12 protein-coding genes and 1 pseudogene are annotated in these 15,155 nt (G+C 67.5%); 7 read left to right on the top strand and 6 right to left on the bottom strand.

The features are described from left to right. Window positions 1-24 precede the first annotated feature (24 nt). A complete protein-coding gene (locus A5764_RS03020) occupies window positions 25-1,050 on the top strand; it encodes a TIGR03617 family F420-dependent LLM class oxidoreductase (protein ID WP_067108295.1) in 1,026 nt (341 codons plus the stop codon). An 85-nt stretch (window positions 1,051-1,135) separates the two neighbouring features. On the opposite strand, the gene A5764_RS03015 is transcribed toward A5764_RS03020, so the two are convergent. Together A5764_RS03015 and A5764_RS03010 are read right to left on the bottom strand one after the other, a co-directional pair. Next, the gene (locus tag A5764_RS03015) at window positions 1,136-4,132 is read right to left on the bottom strand and encodes a UPF0182 family protein (protein WP_067108292.1); all 2,997 of its coding nucleotides are present in this window, start codon (window positions 4,130-4,132) and stop codon (window positions 1,136-1,138) included. Window positions 4,133-4,223: 91 nt separating this feature from the next. Further along, on the bottom strand, window positions 4,224-5,255 hold the full coding sequence (locus tag A5764_RS03010; protein ID WP_067108290.1) for a PDZ domain-containing protein: 1,032 nt from the start codon (window positions 5,253-5,255) through the stop codon (window positions 4,224-4,226). 78 nt (window positions 5,256-5,333) lie between these two features. Between A5764_RS03010 and A5764_RS03005 the strand changes: the two genes are divergently transcribed. Continuing rightward, entirely contained in the window at window positions 5,334-6,728 is a 1,395-nt protein-coding gene (locus A5764_RS03005) for a zinc-dependent metalloprotease (RefSeq protein ID WP_197501183.1), read from the top strand. Window positions 6,729-6,770: 42 nt separating this feature from the next. Here A5764_RS03005 and A5764_RS03000 read toward each other — a convergent pair whose 3' ends face one another. Beyond that, complete coding sequence (locus A5764_RS03000; RefSeq protein WP_067108286.1) at window positions 6,771-7,223, bottom strand: hypothetical protein; 453 nt, start codon at window positions 7,221-7,223, stop codon at window positions 6,771-6,773. A gap of 143 nt (window positions 7,224-7,366) precedes the next feature. Between A5764_RS03000 and A5764_RS27110 the strand changes: the two are divergent. The 4 genes and pseudogenes from A5764_RS27110 to A5764_RS02985 all read left to right on the top strand — a co-directional run. Then, window positions 7,367-7,586, top strand: a pseudogene (locus A5764_RS27110) (cyclodehydratase); the annotation flags it as partial. A gap of 341 nt (window positions 7,587-7,927) precedes the next feature. Further along, window positions 7,928-8,149, top strand: coding sequence for a hypothetical protein (locus A5764_RS28035; protein ID WP_156664467.1), 222 nt, complete (start codon window positions 7,928-7,930; stop codon window positions 8,147-8,149). Between the two features lie 1,275 nt (window positions 8,150-9,424). Further along, window positions 9,425-10,306, top strand: a complete 882-nt coding sequence (locus A5764_RS02990) for a TOMM precursor leader peptide-binding protein (RefSeq protein ID WP_067108282.1) — start codon at window positions 9,425-9,427, stop codon at window positions 10,304-10,306. A gap of 233 nt (window positions 10,307-10,539) precedes the next feature. Further along, on the top strand, window positions 10,540-11,883 hold the full coding sequence (locus tag A5764_RS02985) for an AarF/ABC1/UbiB kinase family protein (protein ID WP_067108280.1): 1,344 nt from the start codon (window positions 10,540-10,542) through the stop codon (window positions 11,881-11,883). A 13-nt stretch (window positions 11,884-11,896) separates the two neighbouring features. Here the strand turns inward: A5764_RS02985 and A5764_RS02980 are convergent, their stop codons facing one another. From A5764_RS02980 to A5764_RS02975, 3 genes are all read right to left on the bottom strand, one after another. Beyond that, window positions 11,897-12,157, bottom strand: a complete 261-nt coding sequence (locus tag A5764_RS02980) for a WhiB family transcriptional regulator (RefSeq protein WP_067108277.1) — start codon at window positions 12,155-12,157, stop codon at window positions 11,897-11,899. Between the two features lie 137 nt (window positions 12,158-12,294). After that, window positions 12,295-12,438: a hypothetical protein gene (locus A5764_RS28030; RefSeq protein WP_156664466.1), complete on the bottom strand. Its 144-nt coding sequence runs from the start codon at window positions 12,436-12,438 to the stop codon at window positions 12,295-12,297. Between the two features lie 122 nt (window positions 12,439-12,560). After that, complete coding sequence (locus tag A5764_RS02975; protein ID WP_197501182.1) at window positions 12,561-14,672, bottom strand: ATP-dependent DNA helicase UvrD2; 2,112 nt, start codon at window positions 14,670-14,672, stop codon at window positions 12,561-12,563. 97 nt (window positions 14,673-14,769) lie between these two features. Here A5764_RS02975 and mrx1 point away from each other — a divergent pair, with 97 nt between their 5' ends. Further along, a complete protein-coding gene (gene mrx1 / locus A5764_RS02970; protein ID WP_067108271.1) occupies window positions 14,770-15,024 on the top strand; it encodes a mycoredoxin Mrx1 in 255 nt (84 codons plus the stop codon). The last annotated feature ends 131 nt before the right edge of the window (window positions 15,025-15,155 follow it).

Raw genomic sequence — 15,155 nt, 5'->3', positions numbered from 1 at the left:
GAATCTGCGGCATAGTGTTCCGCCATGCACATCGATGTGATGACGAGCCCGCGGCCGCTCGACCAGACGGGCGACCTGGCCCGCCGCACGCAGGCCGCCGGGTTCTCCGGGCTGTTGTTCACCGAGACCGGCCGCACGCCCTACCTCAACGCCGCCGTCGCCTCGCAGGCCGCGCCCGGCCTCGAGCTGTCCACCGGTGTGGCGGTGGCATTTCCGCGCAGCCCCTTCGTCACCGCGGCCGCTGCGTGGGAGCTCCAGGAAGCGACCAGCGGCAAGTTCCGGCTCGGCCTGGGCACCCAGGTGCGTACGCACGTGGTACGGCGATACGGCGTGGGCTTCGAGCGCCCCGGTCCCCGGCTGCGCGACTACGTGCTCGCGGTGAAGGCGTGTTTCGCCGCTTTCCGGACGGGGACGCTCGATCACCACGGCGAGTTCTACGATCTGGACTTCATCACCCCGCAGTGGAGCGCGGGACCGATCGACGCGCCCGACCCCAAAGTCGATGTGGCCGCGGTTAATCCGTGGATGCTGCGGATGGCGGGCGAGGTGGCCGACGGGGTGCACGTCCACCCGATCGGCGAGCCGGGCTACCTGACCCGGCACGTCGTGCCCAACCTCGCCGCGGGGGCGGCCAAGGCGGGGCGCTCCGCATCAGACCTCGCGGTGATAGTGCCGGTGATGACGATCGTCGGCGACACCGACGAAGAGCGCGATACGCAGCGGGAGTCGGTGCGAGCCAGCATGGCCTTTTATGGCAGCACCCCGAACTACGCGTTCATCTGGGACGAGGCCGGTTTCGAGGGGACGACCGCGAGGATCCGCGAGAGGCAGAAGGCCGGCGACTTCGCCGGCATGGCGGCCCAGGTCAGCGACGACCACGTCGCCGCCTTTGCCACCGAGTCGACGTGGGACGGATTGGCCGACGCGCTGACGAAGAAGTACGCCGGGATCGCCACGCGCCTGGTGCTGTACAACGCCCTTGGGGCCCTGGGCGACCACGAGCGATTCGAGCGCTACGGCGAGGTGGCGCGCCGGATTATCGCCGGTTAGCGCCCTGCGAGGGTGCGCAGAATGCCAGGTTTTACGGCGTGTCGGCGTACAAACACGCACCCTCGCGGTGGCGCCGCGGTGGCGGTTACTTGGCGGCGTTGTACTTGTTGATCGCGTCGTCGAGGCGCTGCAGCGCCGCGCCGTAGGCGGCGAAATCACCCTTCTTCTGGGCGTCCTTCGCGGCGCCGATCGCCGCCTGGATCTCCTGCAGCGCAGCGGACTTGGCCGGAGACAGCGTCACCGATCCGTCGGGCGCCGGCGGCACCGCCGCGGCGGCCGGCGGCGACGGACCGGGTGTCGCGGCGGGCGCGGGGGGGCCGTTAGGGCCGGTGGCGGGCGGGTTCGGCGGCGCGCCGGCGTCGGTGGGTTGTATCCCCGTCGCGGTCGCGCCCGCGCCCGGGCCGAACAACCCGTTGAGTGCATCGCCCACCGTGGGGCCGTATCCGATCTTGTCGTTGTACATCATCGCCACCCGAATCAACCGGGGATACGACGAGGCGGCGTCGCTGGCCCCCGGCGAGGCATAGACGGGTTCGACGTAGAGCAGCCCACCCTGGCCCACCGGCAGGGTGAGCAAGTTGCCCCAACGGATCCGGTTCTGGTTGTCGCGCCCGATCACGCCGAGGTCCTGCGACACCGCCGGGTCGGTGGTGATCGCGTTGTTGGCCAGCTTCGGGCCGTTGACCTGACCCGGGATGGTCAGCACCGTGATCTTGCCGTACGTCGCCGGGTCCGAGCTGGCGCTGATGTAGGCGGCCAGATAGTCACGCTTGAACCTGTTCATCGCGCTGATCAACTGGTACGCGGGCGAATTATCGTTCTTCGCAATGTTTTTCGCGACGATGTAATACGGCGGCTGATAGCTGCTGGCCGTCGGATTCGGGTCCAGCGGCACGTCCCAGAAGTCGGACGTCGAGAAGAACGTCACCGGGTCGTTGACGTGGTATTTGGCCAGCAACATCCGCTGCACCTTGAACAGGTCTTCGGGATAGCGCAGGTGCTCGGCGAGTTCGGGGGTGATGTCGCTCTTGGGCTTGACGGTGCCGGGGAACACCCGCATCCACGCCTTCAGCACCGGATCGTGTTCGTCCTGCTGGTACAGGGTGACGGTGCCGTCGTAGGCATCGACGGTGGCCTTCACCGAGTTTCGGATGTAGGAGACCTGCTTGTCGGGCGCCAGCCGGTTGAACGCCACCTCGGTGGAGTCGGCCGTCGCCGATTCCAGCGACGTGAGCTCCGAGTACGGGTAGTTGTCCAACGTGGTGTAGCCGTCGATGATCCACACCAGTCGCTTGTTGACGATCGCCGGGTACACGGCGCTGTCGGTGGTCAGCCACGGCGCCACCGCCTCCACCCGCCTCGCCGGATCACGGTTGAACAAAATCCTGCTGTTGGAGCCGATCACGTTGGAGAACAAGAAGTTTCGCTCGGCGAACTTGGCCGCGAACACGCTGCGCGATATCCAGCTGTCGACCGGGACCCCGCCGAGCCCGGTGTAGGTGTAGTTCTTGGTTTCGGCGCTGGTTTCGTAGTCGTATTCGCGGTCGGTACCGTTGCGCCCGACTATCGCGTAGTCGGCCGAAGTGTTGGAGATGACGGGGCCGAAGTAGATGCGCGGCTGATCCAGCGGCGCCGGCCCGTCGGACACCACGCCGCCGTTGGCGCCGACGACGTTGACCAAGAACTCCGGGTAGCCACCGTTTTGGTTGGGGTCGTTCGCGATCCCGCGCACCGTGTTGGCCGGCGAGGCGATGAACCCGTTGCCGTGGGTGTAGACGGTGTGCCGGTTGATCCAGTCACGCTGGTTTTCGATCAGCCGGTCGGGATTGAGTTCACGGGCCGCGACGACATAGTCGCGCAGCGCGCCGTTGCGGTCGAGGTACCGGTCAATCGACAGCTGATCGGGAAAGTAGTAGAAGTTCTTGCCCTGCTGGAACTGGGTGAAGGCCGGGCTGACGATGGTCGGGTCGAGCAGCCGGATGTTGGAGGTGGTCGCGCGGTCGGCCGCCACCTGCAGGGCTGTGGCCTGGCCGTCGCCGGTGTAGTTGCGATAGGTCACCACGTCGGACGTCAGGCCATAAGCTTGCCGGGTCGCGGCGATGCTCCGGCTGATGTATTCGCTTTCCTTTTGCGCGGCATTGGGTCTGACGCTGATCTGCTCGACGATCAACGGCCACGCCGCACCCACGATCAACGACGACAGCAGCAACAGAACCAGGCCGATGGCCGGAATCCGCAAGTCGCGCAGCACGACTGCGGAGAACACCGCGGCGGCGCAGATCAGCGCAATCGCCATCAGGATCAGCTTCGCCGGCAGCACGGCGTTGATGTCGGTGTACCCGGCGCCGGTGAACGGCTTGCCGCCACGGGTGTGCGACAGCAGCTCGTACCGGTCCATCCAATAGGCAACGGCTTTGAGCAATACCAACGCGCCGACCAGGCTGACCAGTTGGATTCGCGCCGAGCGGCTCAGCGCCCCGGTCCGGCCGGACAACCGGACGCCCCCAAAGATGTAGTGGGCCAGCAGGTTCGCGATGAAGGCAAGGAACACCGCCACGAACATGTAGCTGAGTAACAGGCGGTAGAACGGCAGGTCGAACGCGTAGAAGCCGAGGTCCTTGCCGAACTGAGGATCCTTGATGCCGAAGTCGCCGCCGTGCAAGAACAGCTGGATGCGCACCCAGTAGCTCTGCGCGATGATGCCGGCCAGCACGCCGACCGCCGTGGGTATCCCGATGCCCACCAGGCGCAGCCGCGAAACGACGACCGCGCGGTACCGCGCCACCGGATCGGTGGTGTTGTTCGGTACGAACACCGGGCGGGAGCGGTAGGCCAACGCGAGACCGCTGAACACGATGCCGCCCACCAGCAGGCCCGCGACCAGGAAGACCACGATGCGGGTGACCAGCACGGTGGTGAACACCGAGCGGTAGCCCAGCTCACCGAACCACAGCCAGTCGACGTAGGCGTCGATCAGGCGCGGGCCGGCGAGCAGCAAAACGATCACACCGAGTGCGATGAGGATCAGAATCCGGCTACGCCGAGTTAGCTTCGGCATCCGTGCGGTGGGCCGCATCCCCACTGGCTACGCTCCCTGATCGATCTTGCTGGCTGTAGAGATTTCTAGGATTGCTAGCTCACAACTGTACGCACCTCACGCAGGGCGAAGCGGGCTAGCAACTGGGCGGCTGTCCCCCCGAGGTGATCGCGTGCAGGGCGTCCACCGCCTGGGTGAGGGTCTCGACCTTCACCAACCGCAACCCGGACGGGTTGTCGGAGGTGGCCTCGTAGCAGTTCTTGGCGGGCACCAGAAACACCGTGGCCCCCGCGGCGTGGGCGGCGACCATCTTGTGGGTGATGCCGCCGATTTGGCCCACCTTGCCGTCGACGGAGATGGTGCCGGTCCCGGCGATGAAGTTCGAGCCGGCGAGTTCCCCGGTAGTGAGCTTGTCGACGACCGCCAGGCTGAACATCAATCCGGCAGACGGGCCGCCCACGTTGGCCAGGTTGAAGTCGACGGCGAACGGCGCCCACGGCGCATCGAGGACCGCGACGCCCATAAAGCCGTAGTCGCGATCCTTGTTGGTGCCCAGGGTGATTTGTGCCGTGCCAATTGGGCCGGCCGGGTCATTTTTGCGGCGGTAGTCGATGGTCACCACCTGACCCGGTTTGGTGTTCTTCAAGAAGCCGGTGAACTGCTCGACGGTTGCCACCGGGGTGCCGTTGACCGCGTCGATGGCGTCACCGGACTTCAGCTTGCCCGCCGAGGGGCCGGGATCGGTGACCGTGGCGACGGTGACAGCGGGCGGGTACTTCAGGTAACCCAGGGCGGCGTAGGCGGCGCTGTCCTCGGACTGTTTGAAGTCGGCGTTGTTGGCCTTGTCGACGTCCTCGCGCGACTTGCCCGGCGGGTAGACGAGATCGCGCGGCATCAGTTGTTCCTGGCCCGAGAGCCACAGCGTCAGCGCTTCGCCCAGGGTCAGCTCGTCGCGCTGGGACACCGTCGTCATGTTGAGGTGGCCGGTCGTCGGGTGCGTCGTCGCGCCTTGGATCGCCACGACCTGCTTGCCGTCGACCTCACCGAGCGTGTCGAACGTCGGGCCGGGCCCCAGCGACACGAACGGCACCGTCACCACCGCCAGCAACACGCCGAAAACCACGATCGGCACCAGCGCGACGATCAAGGTCAGAATCCGCCTGTTCACGCCGCTTACCCTATCCGGCCCCTGCTCAGGGCCGTTCAGCTACGAGCGTGACCCGGCATCGCACGTTCCGTTCCGGCGGTGAGTACCGTTGACGGTATGTCTGACCTGCCTTTCGGCTTCTCCTCGGGAGACGACCCCGACCACGAGAAGCGCGGGAAGAAAGATCCCGACTCCGGCTCGGGGTCGTCCGACCCGTCGGGCGGATTCGGCATGGGCGGGGACTTCGGCATGGGCGACCTGGGCCAGATCTTCACGCAGCTGGGTCAGATGTTCAGCGGCGCGGGCACCGTGATGGCCGGCGGCAAAACGTCGGGACCTGTCAACTACGAATTGGCGCGACGGGTCGCGTCTAGCTCGATCGGGTTCGTCCCGCCCGTCCCTGCCTCGACGAGCAAGGCGATCGCCGACGCGGTGCACCTCGCCGAGACGTGGCTGGACGGGGCGACCGCGCTGCCGGCCGGCACCACCAAGTCGGTGGGCTGGAGCCCCAGCGACTGGGTCGACAACACCTTGGCGACCTGGAAGCGGCTGTGCGACCCGATGGCCGAGCAGATCGCGACGGTGTGGGCGTCCTCGTTGCCCGAGGAGGCCAAGAGCATGGCCGGCCCGCTGCTGGCGATGATGTCGCAGATGGGCGGCATGGCGTTCGGCTCCCAGCTGGGGCAGGCGCTGGGCCGGTTGTCCCGCGAGGTGCTGACCTCCACCGATATCGGTCTGCCGCTGGGTCCCAAGGGGATCGCCGCGATGATGCCGGATGCCGTCGAGTCGTTCGCCGCCGGGCTCGAGCAGCCGCGCAGCGAGATCCTGACCTTCCTGGCCGCCCGTGAGGCCGCACACCACCGGCTGTTCAGCCACGTCCCGTGGCTGTCCAGCCAGTTGCTGGGGGCGGTGGAGGCCTACGCCCGGGGAATGCAGATCGACATGACCGGCATCGAGGAGCTGGCCCGCGACTTCAACCCGGCGTCGCTGGCCGATCCGGCAGCCATCGAGAACCTGCTCGGCCAAGGAGTATTCGAGCCCAAGGCGACACCGGCGCAGAAGCAGGCGCTGGAGCGTCTGGAGACGCTGCTGGCCTTGATCGACGGCTGGGTGCAGGTGGTGGTCACCGCGGCGCTGGGCGACCGGCTTCCGGGCACGGCCGCGCTCAGCGAGACGCTGCGCCGGCGCCGGGCCAGCGGCGGCCCGGCCGAGCAGACATTCGCGACGCTCGTCGGCCTCGAGCTGCGGCCCCGCAAACTGCGCGAAGCCGCGGCGCTGTGGGACCGGCTGACCGAGGCCGCCGGCGCCGACGCCCGCGACGCCATCTGGCAACACCCCGACCTGCTGCCCGGCGCCGAGGACCTCGACGAGCCGGCCGGCTTCATCGACCGCGTCATCGGCGGGGACACCAGCGGCATCGACGAGGCGATCGCCAAGCTGGAAGATGAGGGCAACCGGGACCACCCCGGCCCCGGCGGTTCAGCGGATAACTGATCGGGGCGGCGGCGTCGCACCGCCTAACCCCGGTTCCGCGGTCTAATCCGCCTTGTCCTCGTCTTCGTCGTCCTCGGACTTGTCTGACTCCTCGTCGGATTTCTCGGAGTCCTTGTCGGATTTCTCGGAGTCCTCGTCGGATTTCTCGGAGTCCTTGTCGGACTTGTCGGAGTCCTCGTCGGATTTCTTGGAGTCCTTGTCGGACTTGTCGGAGTCCTTGTCGGATTTCTTGGAGTCCTTGTCGGATTTCTTGGAGTCCTTGTCGGACTTGTCGGAGTCCTTGTCGGACTTCTTGGAGTCCTTGTCGGATGTCTCGGAGTCCTCGGACTCTTCGGCCTTGTCTGCGTACTTCGTCAAGAGACCAGCCAGTGCACGGGCCTCCTCGGGTGACAACGAATCCTCGAACAACTGCTTGTCGCTCTCGGAGATGCGCTCAAGGTAAACCGCGTTGCCCTCGGTGCCGACGTCCCACCGGCCCCCCTCATGACTAACCATCCGATGCCGCCTTCCGACCAGTGACCTAAATAACATGACGCCGCGCTACTGCGTTGCTTACCCACTTCTGCCACCGCCCAACGGCGATCATTTTGGGATGTCGCGAGGCGGGAAACGTGCGGCGCTTACTCCTTGCGCCGCCTGCGGGGGCCCGCGTCGCGCACAGCAGCCAGCCGCACGCCGTGTTGTCGCCGGCCGCCGTGGACCTGGTGGTGCTGGCGGACTACCTGATCGCCGACCCGCGCATGGTCCGCGACCTGCACCGCCAGGGCGTGCCGCACCTCCCGGTCCGGGTGCGAGACGGCACCGGCCTGGTGGGCCCGGCTGGTGATCCCCGCGGTGACCAGTTGCCTGGGCTGCGCTTGAGTGGGACCACGTTTAGTGAAGTGACGCCCAGCACGCGACTACCGCATTCGGCGGACCGCATGAAGCAGCCAACCGACCGGCGGGACGTCAACCGCAACCGGGAATCCCGACGCGGTTACACCTTCACCCCGGGCGAGCAGGCTGCCGCTTTCACGGCCAGCCCATACAACGAAGCACACGCGCACAACGCAATTCGCGCATAGTGCACGGCGTCGTTCCGAAGTCTACGAGCAGCGTGGGCGACGCCCGGCAGAGGTCGCTCGCACCGGCCAGGATGCACTAGCCTAGGAACGCGAATGCTGGCTACTGGCTACGGAGGATAGCTAGAGGTGAAGAAAATGCGGAAACCACCAATCATCGCTGCGGGGCTGGCGCTAGTCGCCCTGGCGTTCAGCGCCGGGGTCGCCCAAGCTGATCCGGACCCGAATGATCCCGGCAACCAGGCCAACTGGCCCTGTGGCGTGACGGTCGGACCGGTAACCACGACGACGGGAACGATCATTGGAATACGCGGCGGCAAGCCATGCCCACCGCCGCCCGCACCGGCTGAACAACACTAACGGTTCCTCGAGTTCCAGATTGGCGGCAACGTCCAGGCTCATGGTCCTCGACGGCGTTCAGATACCCGGTGCAATCGCCGAGGACGGCGTGACCCAGGCCGGTGTCGACGCCCGCGACGAGCCCGGCCGGTTTCATCGACCGGGCCAATCGGCGGGGACACCAGCGGGATCGACGAGGCGATCGCCAAGCTCGAGAAAACCCCGAGGCCCCGGCGCCTGGTCCTGTGGATAACTGACCGAGGCGGCTGCCTGCCGCGTGGCACAGCGCACCCGTGTCACCGGCCCTGCTTTCCACCTACGCGCTAGACCCGGCCATGCCGGTACTGCTGCGGTCCGACGGTGCGCAAGTAGCTATCTGCCGCTGGTTCAATCCCAATATCGCACAAGCATCCTCGCAGCGCAGAGCATGTTTTTGAGGCTCGAGCTGAGCCTCGTGCACCCAACGTGCCCAACCGTGCTGTAAGTCACACCAGTCGCACAACTACCCGGTCCTTAGCCGGGTGCGCGCCGACGCGGCGCTGACGCGGCGGCTCTTGAGTGCGAACATACCAACAATCGTTTAAATTAACGTTCTAGATACTAAACGATTGTCTAATGCGAAATACCAGACTTCTAGTCTGGCATTGAAGCTCTATGCACCTGGGGCGGCCGCGTGCTACGTCGACGTGCTCCGGTACTCCGGGTGTCTCGCACGCCTAACCCAAATGAAAGGACATGACCACCGATGAACACACACCCCAACCAACGCCACCGCTACGGCGACTGGCGCGACATGACCGTAGAAGAACTGCGCGACTGGCTGCACCTCCAAGTCACGTCATGGTGGTTCCGCGTGACACTGCTTGACCTATACGACGACCACCAAACGAAGGGCGGGCTCCACCCGCAACGAAGCAGAACGGCTGGAGCTGCTGGTGCTAGCGAATCGCCGAAGACGCTTCAAAGAACGGCGCTAGGGCACATCGCCTAAGCCGATGGCGAACTCGGTCGTCATCGACTTCACCTATGGCAGCTGAGACCCGCTCGGCCTTCGCTTCCCCCCCTGGTGTCGACGCCTGTCGCCATGTCCACCATGCCTCGACCGCAGGTCCAACGAAGGCCCCTTCACCGCGGCCACACGAGGACGCCGTCGTGCCGGCTCAACCCGTGGCGTGAAACGCAGTCGCCGCATCGACGAGGCTGTCGCCAGGGTCAGAAGAAGGCTGAAGACCCTGCCGGCGATCCTGTGGATCACTGAGCGCGCCGCGCCCCGTCGGCCTGGCACAGTGTCAATCCATGTCTCAGGTCCTGTCCAAGGCCGTGGTTTCGCTGTACGCGCTGGACCCGGCGCTGCCCGTGCTGCTGCGACCCGACGGTGCCGTGCAGGTCGGCTGGGATCCGCGCCGCGCCGTCCTGGTCCGTCCGCCGCGCGGCCTGGCCGCCGCCGAGCTGGCCAAACTGCTGCGCTCCATGCGCTCGCCGACACCGATAGCCGATTTGCAGCGGCAGGCCACCGACCGCGGCTTGACGGACACGGACGGCCTGGCAAACCTCGTCGCGCAACTCGTCGGCGCCGGCGTCGCGACCGAATGCCGGCGCCCACGGGGCCGGGCCGCGTCGATCCGCATCCACGGCCGCGGGCCGCTGTCGCAACTGCTGGTGGAGGCGCTGCGCTGCTCGGGGGCCCGGGTCGCGCACAGCAGCCAGCCGCACGCCGCCGTGTCGCCGGCCGCCGTGGACCTGGTGGTGCTGTCGGACTACCTGATCGCCGACCCGCGCATGGTCCGCGACCTGCACCGCCAGGGCGTGCCGCACCTCCCGGTCCGGGTGCGAGACGGCACCGGCCTGGTGGGCCCGCTGGTGATCCCCGGGGTCACCAGCTGCCTCGGCTGTGCCGACCTGCATCGCAGCGACCGCGACGCCGCGTGGCCGGCCATCGCCGCCCAGCTACGCGACACCGTTGGGGTCGCCGACCGGGCCACCCTGCTGGCCACCGCAGCGCTGGCGCTCAGCCAGGTGAACCGGGTGATCGCGGCGGTGCGCGGGCAGCAAGCGGTGCCCGATCCGGCGCCGCCCGCCGCGCTCAACGCGACGCTGGAGTTCGACGTCAACGCGGGCTCCATCGTCGCGCGCCGGTGGGCAAAGCACCCACTGTGCACATTGTGCTCGTGCGGCTAGCCCAGCCGCCCCTGATCTGGGACCTTCGTCGACGCTGTTGCGTATGCCCTGGCAAGGGTCTCCAGGATGTCTCCGGTCACGGTGCCCTCCTTGCGGTTCTTGGCGGTTCTTGTCAACGGTTTCGATGACCGCTACCACCTTTTGGCTGCGCGTTCGGCGGGCCGCACACAACCTACGGCCCACACCACGGAAATCGGGTGTGGCCGGATCAACAGCACCTCGCACCGACCGTCATGGATGATGGATGCGTGGCAGACATCAAACGCGGCCGCGCTGCGCGCAATGCGAAGCTGGCCAGCATTCCGGTCGGATTCGCCGGCCGGGCGGCGCTGGGCTTCGGCAAGCGGTTGACGGGTAAGTCGAGGGACGAAGTCCAGGCCGAGATGTTGGAGAAGGCCGCCAACCAGCTGTTCACCGTGCTCGGTGAGCTCAAGGGCGGGGCGATGAAGGTCGGCCAGGCCCTGTCGGTGATGGAAGCCGCCATCCCCGAGGAGTACGGCGAGCCCTACCGCGAAGCGTTGACCAAGCTGCAGAAGGACGCCCCGCCACTGCCCGCCGCCAAGGTGCACCGGGTGCTCGACGCCCAGCTGGGCACCAAGTGGCGGGAGCGGTTCAGTTCGTTCGACGACACCCCGGTCGCCTCGGCCAGCATCGGCCAGGTGCACAAGGCGGTGTGGTCCGACGGCCGCGAGGTGGCCGTCAAGATCCAGTACCCGGGCGCCGACGAGGCGCTGCGCGCCGACCTCAAGACGATGCAGCGGATGGTCGGGGTGCTCAAGCAGCTGTCGCCGGGCGCCGACGTGCAGGGCGTGGTGGACGAGCTGATCCAGCGCACCGAGATGGAACTGGACTACCGGCTGGAGGCCGACAACCAGCGCGCCTTCGCCAAGGCGTATCACGACCACCCGCACTTCGCGGTGCCGCGCATCGTGGCCAGCTCGCCCAAGGTGGTGATCCAGGAGTGGATCGACGGCGTGCCGTTGGCCGAGATCATCCGCAACGGAACCCCCGACCAGCGCGACCTAATGGGCACCCGCCTGCTAGAGCTCACCTTCGACGCGCCCCGCCGACTGGGCATGATGCACGGCGACGCGCACCCGGGAAACTTCATGCTGCTGCCCGACGACCGGATGGGCGTCATCGACTTCGGTGCCGTGGCACCACTGCCCGGCGGCTTCCCCATCGAGCTGGGGATGATCATGCGGCTGGCCCGGGAGAAGAACTACGACCTGCTGTTGCCGACGATGGAGAAGGCCGGCTTCATCCAGAAGGGCCAACAGGTATCGGTGCGGGACATCGACGAAATGCTGCGCCAGTACGTCGAGCCCATTCAGGTCGACGTCTTCCACTACACCCGCAAGTGGCTGCAGAAGATGACCGCCGTCCAGATCGACCGGTCGGTCTCGCAGATCAAGACGGCGCGGCAGATGGACCTGCCGGTCAAGCTGGCCATCCCGATGCGGGTGATCTCGTCGGTGGCCGCGATCCTGTGCCAGCTGGACGCGCATGTGCCGATCAAGGCGCTGTCGGAAGAACTGATCCCCGGTTTCGCCGAGCCCGACACCGTGGTCGTCTAGCGCCTCCTTTGCGCTAGGCGGCCACGGCGTCCTTGCGGGGACGGCCGCGCGGACGCTTGCGGCCCACGATCGAACCCCGCTCGAAAATCTCGCCGCCCCACACGCCCCAGGGTTCGGCCCGTTCCAGCGCCGCCGAAAGGCACTGGCGCCGAACGGGGCAGTCCGCGCACAGCGTCTTGGCGCGCTCCAGGTCCGCGGGGGCCTCGGCGAACCAAAGGTCGGGGTCGTCGGCATGACAAGGCAAGGTCGGTCTGGGGACTGGCAGTGCCGTCATGTCCTGTTCACCTGCTTCCTGGTCGGGGTAACTGTCCTCTTGCGGGGATCCGGACCAGGCAGGCTGTCGACCTGACAACTATGGCCACGGATCCTGGTGACTTCGGGTCCGTGGCCATCTGGGGAGATTCGGGCTAGTTAGGTATGGCCCCAATCCACGGACGCGTCGGTCGCGGCGGCAAAACGGTGCTTGACCGCGGCCGCCGGCACGGCGGCATGGAGGGTCGCCGCGGCCTTCGCCGCGGCAGCCACGCCTGCACCGAACGCATTGGTGATGATCATCGTGGCGACCCTCCTCTCGACTTGCCCGTCCGCGACCTCAGGCGGCAGCAGAATGCGGTTTCGAGGGTAGATGCTACCGGTAGCTGTCCACAACCGATTTTCTGACCTGCGCCTTTGTCCCTTCAGCGGGCCTGCCGGACCAACTCCAGCACGTCCGGCCCGTACTGTTCGAGCTTGCGTGCGCCGATGCCCGGGATCGCGATCAGGGCCGTTTCGTCGTCGGGCAGCAGCTCGGCGATGGCGATCAGCGTGTTGTCGGAGAAGACGACATAGGCCGGCACCTTTTGTTCCTTGGCGACGTCGAGCCGCCACGCTTTGAGCCGCAGCAGCAAGTCCTCGTCGATGTCGGCCGCGCACGTTTCGCAGCGCCGCAGCATGATGGCCGCCGGGGTGGTCAGGCTGTTGTTGCAGATCCGGCAGCGGGTAGCGACGCCGCGGTTGCGCCGGGCCCTGGCGGGCGCGGTGTCGGCGCGTGTTTGCGGTGCGATCCCGTTGAGGAACCGCGACGGCTTGCGGCCCTGCCGACCGCCCGGACTGCGCGCCAGCGCCCAGCTGAGCGCTAAATGGATTCGGGCCCTGGTGATCCCGACGTAAAGAAGCCGACGCTCCTCCTCGACGGCCTCGCTCTCTGGGCCGTGCGCCAGCGCGTGCGAGATGGGGAGCGTGCCGTCGGCCAATCCGACCAAGAACACCGCGTCCCACTCGAGCCCCTTGGCGGCGTGCAGGGACGCCAGCGTGACGCCCTGCACGACCGGCGGGTGGCGCGAGTCGGCGCGCATCCTCAGCTCGGCCAGCAGCCCCGGAAGGTCGAGCTGCGGGCGCTGCGCGACCTCGTCGTCGACCAGTTCGGCCAGCGCGGTCAGCGCCTCCCAGCGATCCCGGGCCCGGCTGCCGGCGGGCTCCTCGGCCGTAAGACCCAGCGGCTCGAGGACCGCGCGCACGACATCGGGCAGAGAGCCCGGTGGCTCGTCGGCCCCTCGCTCGGCCGCGCGCTGCAGGGCCAGCAGCGCCTGCTTGATCTCCTGGCGGTTGAAAAAGCCCTCACCGCCGCGGATCTGGTAGGTGATGCCGGCCTCGGTCAGGGCCTCCTCGTACACCTCGGATTGCGCGTTGACCCGGTAGAGCACCGCGATCTCCGAGGGCGGCGTGCCGGATTCGATCAGCCGAGCGATCGATGCGGCGACGGCGGCGGCCTCGGCGGTCTCGTCGGGATGTTCGTCGAACGTCGGGACCGGGCCCGGGGCCCGCTGGCCGGACAGCTGCAGCTTGCTGCCCGCGACCCGGCCGCGGGCGGCGGCGATCACCTGATTGGCCAGCGACACCACCTGCGGCGTGGACCGGTAGTCGCGCTCCAGGCGCACCACCGTGGCGTCGGGAAACCGCCGCGAGAAGTCCAGCAGGAAGCGGGGCGTGGCCCCGGTGAACGAGTAGATGGTCTGGTTGGCGTCGCCGACGACGGTCAGGTCGTCGCGGTCGCCTGTCCAGGCCGCCAGCACGCGCTGCTGCAGCGGCGTGACGTCCTGATATTCGTCGACGACGAAGCAGCGGTAGCGGTCGCGGAACTCCTCGGCCACGGCGGCGTCGTTCTCGATCGCGGCGGCGGTGTGCAGCAGCAGGTCGTCGAAGTCCAGGAGCGTGACCGATTCATCGCGAACTTTGAGGGCCTCGTAGGCGTCATAGACGGCCGCGATCTGCGCGGCGTCCATCGGAACGTCCCGGCCGGCGGCGGCCACGGCGGACGGGTACTGCTCGGGGCCGATCAGCGACGCCTTGGCCCACTCGATTTCCCCGGCCAGGTCGCGCACGTCGTCGGTGCTGGCGTTCAGCCGGCAGCGGTTGGCGGCCCTGGCCACGACGGCGAACTTGGTGTCGAGCAGCTGCCAGCCGGTGCCGCCGACCACGCGCGGCCAGAAGTAGCGCAGCTGCCGGTGCGCGGCCGCGTGGAAGGTCAGCGCCTGCACCGCGCCGACCCCGGAGCCGGTGTGCCCGCTCGCCGCCAGCGCCCGCAGCCGCGACCGCATCTCCCCCGCCGCGCGCTGGGTAAAGGTGACCGCCAGGACCTGACCCGGCGCGACATGGCCACCCGCGACGAGCTGGGCGATCCGGTGCGTGATGGTGCGGGTCTTGCCCGTGCCGGCGCCGGCGAGCACGCAGACCGGTCCGCGCGGGGCCAGCACCGCTTCGCGCTGCTCGTCGTCCAGCTCGGCGGTCAGTGCGTCAACGGCCAACGGCATGGCGTCCATCTTCGCAGCGGTCGCCGACAAAGGTGGTGCAGCGCCACACCTTGGCCGTGCGCGGAATGCGTCGCCGCCGGGGTACGTTAATTGCACCATGGCCAATCCTTCGCTCACCGTCTACACGACGTCGTGGTGCGGTTACTGCCACCGGCTCAAGACGGTGCTCAAGTCCGCAGGAATCCCCTACGACGAGGTCGACATCGAACGGGATCCGGCCTCGGCGGAGTTCGTCGGCTCGGTCAACGGCGGCAACAGGACGGTGCCGACGGTGAAGTTCGCCGACGGGTCGACCCTGACCAATCCGAGCGCGGCGCAGGTCAAGGCGAAGCTGGCCGAGGTCGGCGGCTGATTTTGGCGTCTGCGAAGGCGTCGAGCCTCGCTTACGATATCGACCATGGCATCGAGTTCACACGTGAACCGATCAACCCGGATTTTCAGCCGAGTATCGCTCGCTAGCAAGGCTTTTGCCATTACCGCTGC

The organism is Mycobacterium sp. 852002-51057_SCH5723018, assembly GCF_001667035.1.
In the GTDB taxonomy this organism is placed as follows: Bacteria; Actinomycetota; Actinomycetes; order Mycobacteriales; family Mycobacteriaceae; genus Mycobacterium.
The sequence above is the reverse complement of the archived record's forward strand: the minus strand, read 5'-3'. Positions and strand labels throughout refer to the sequence as shown.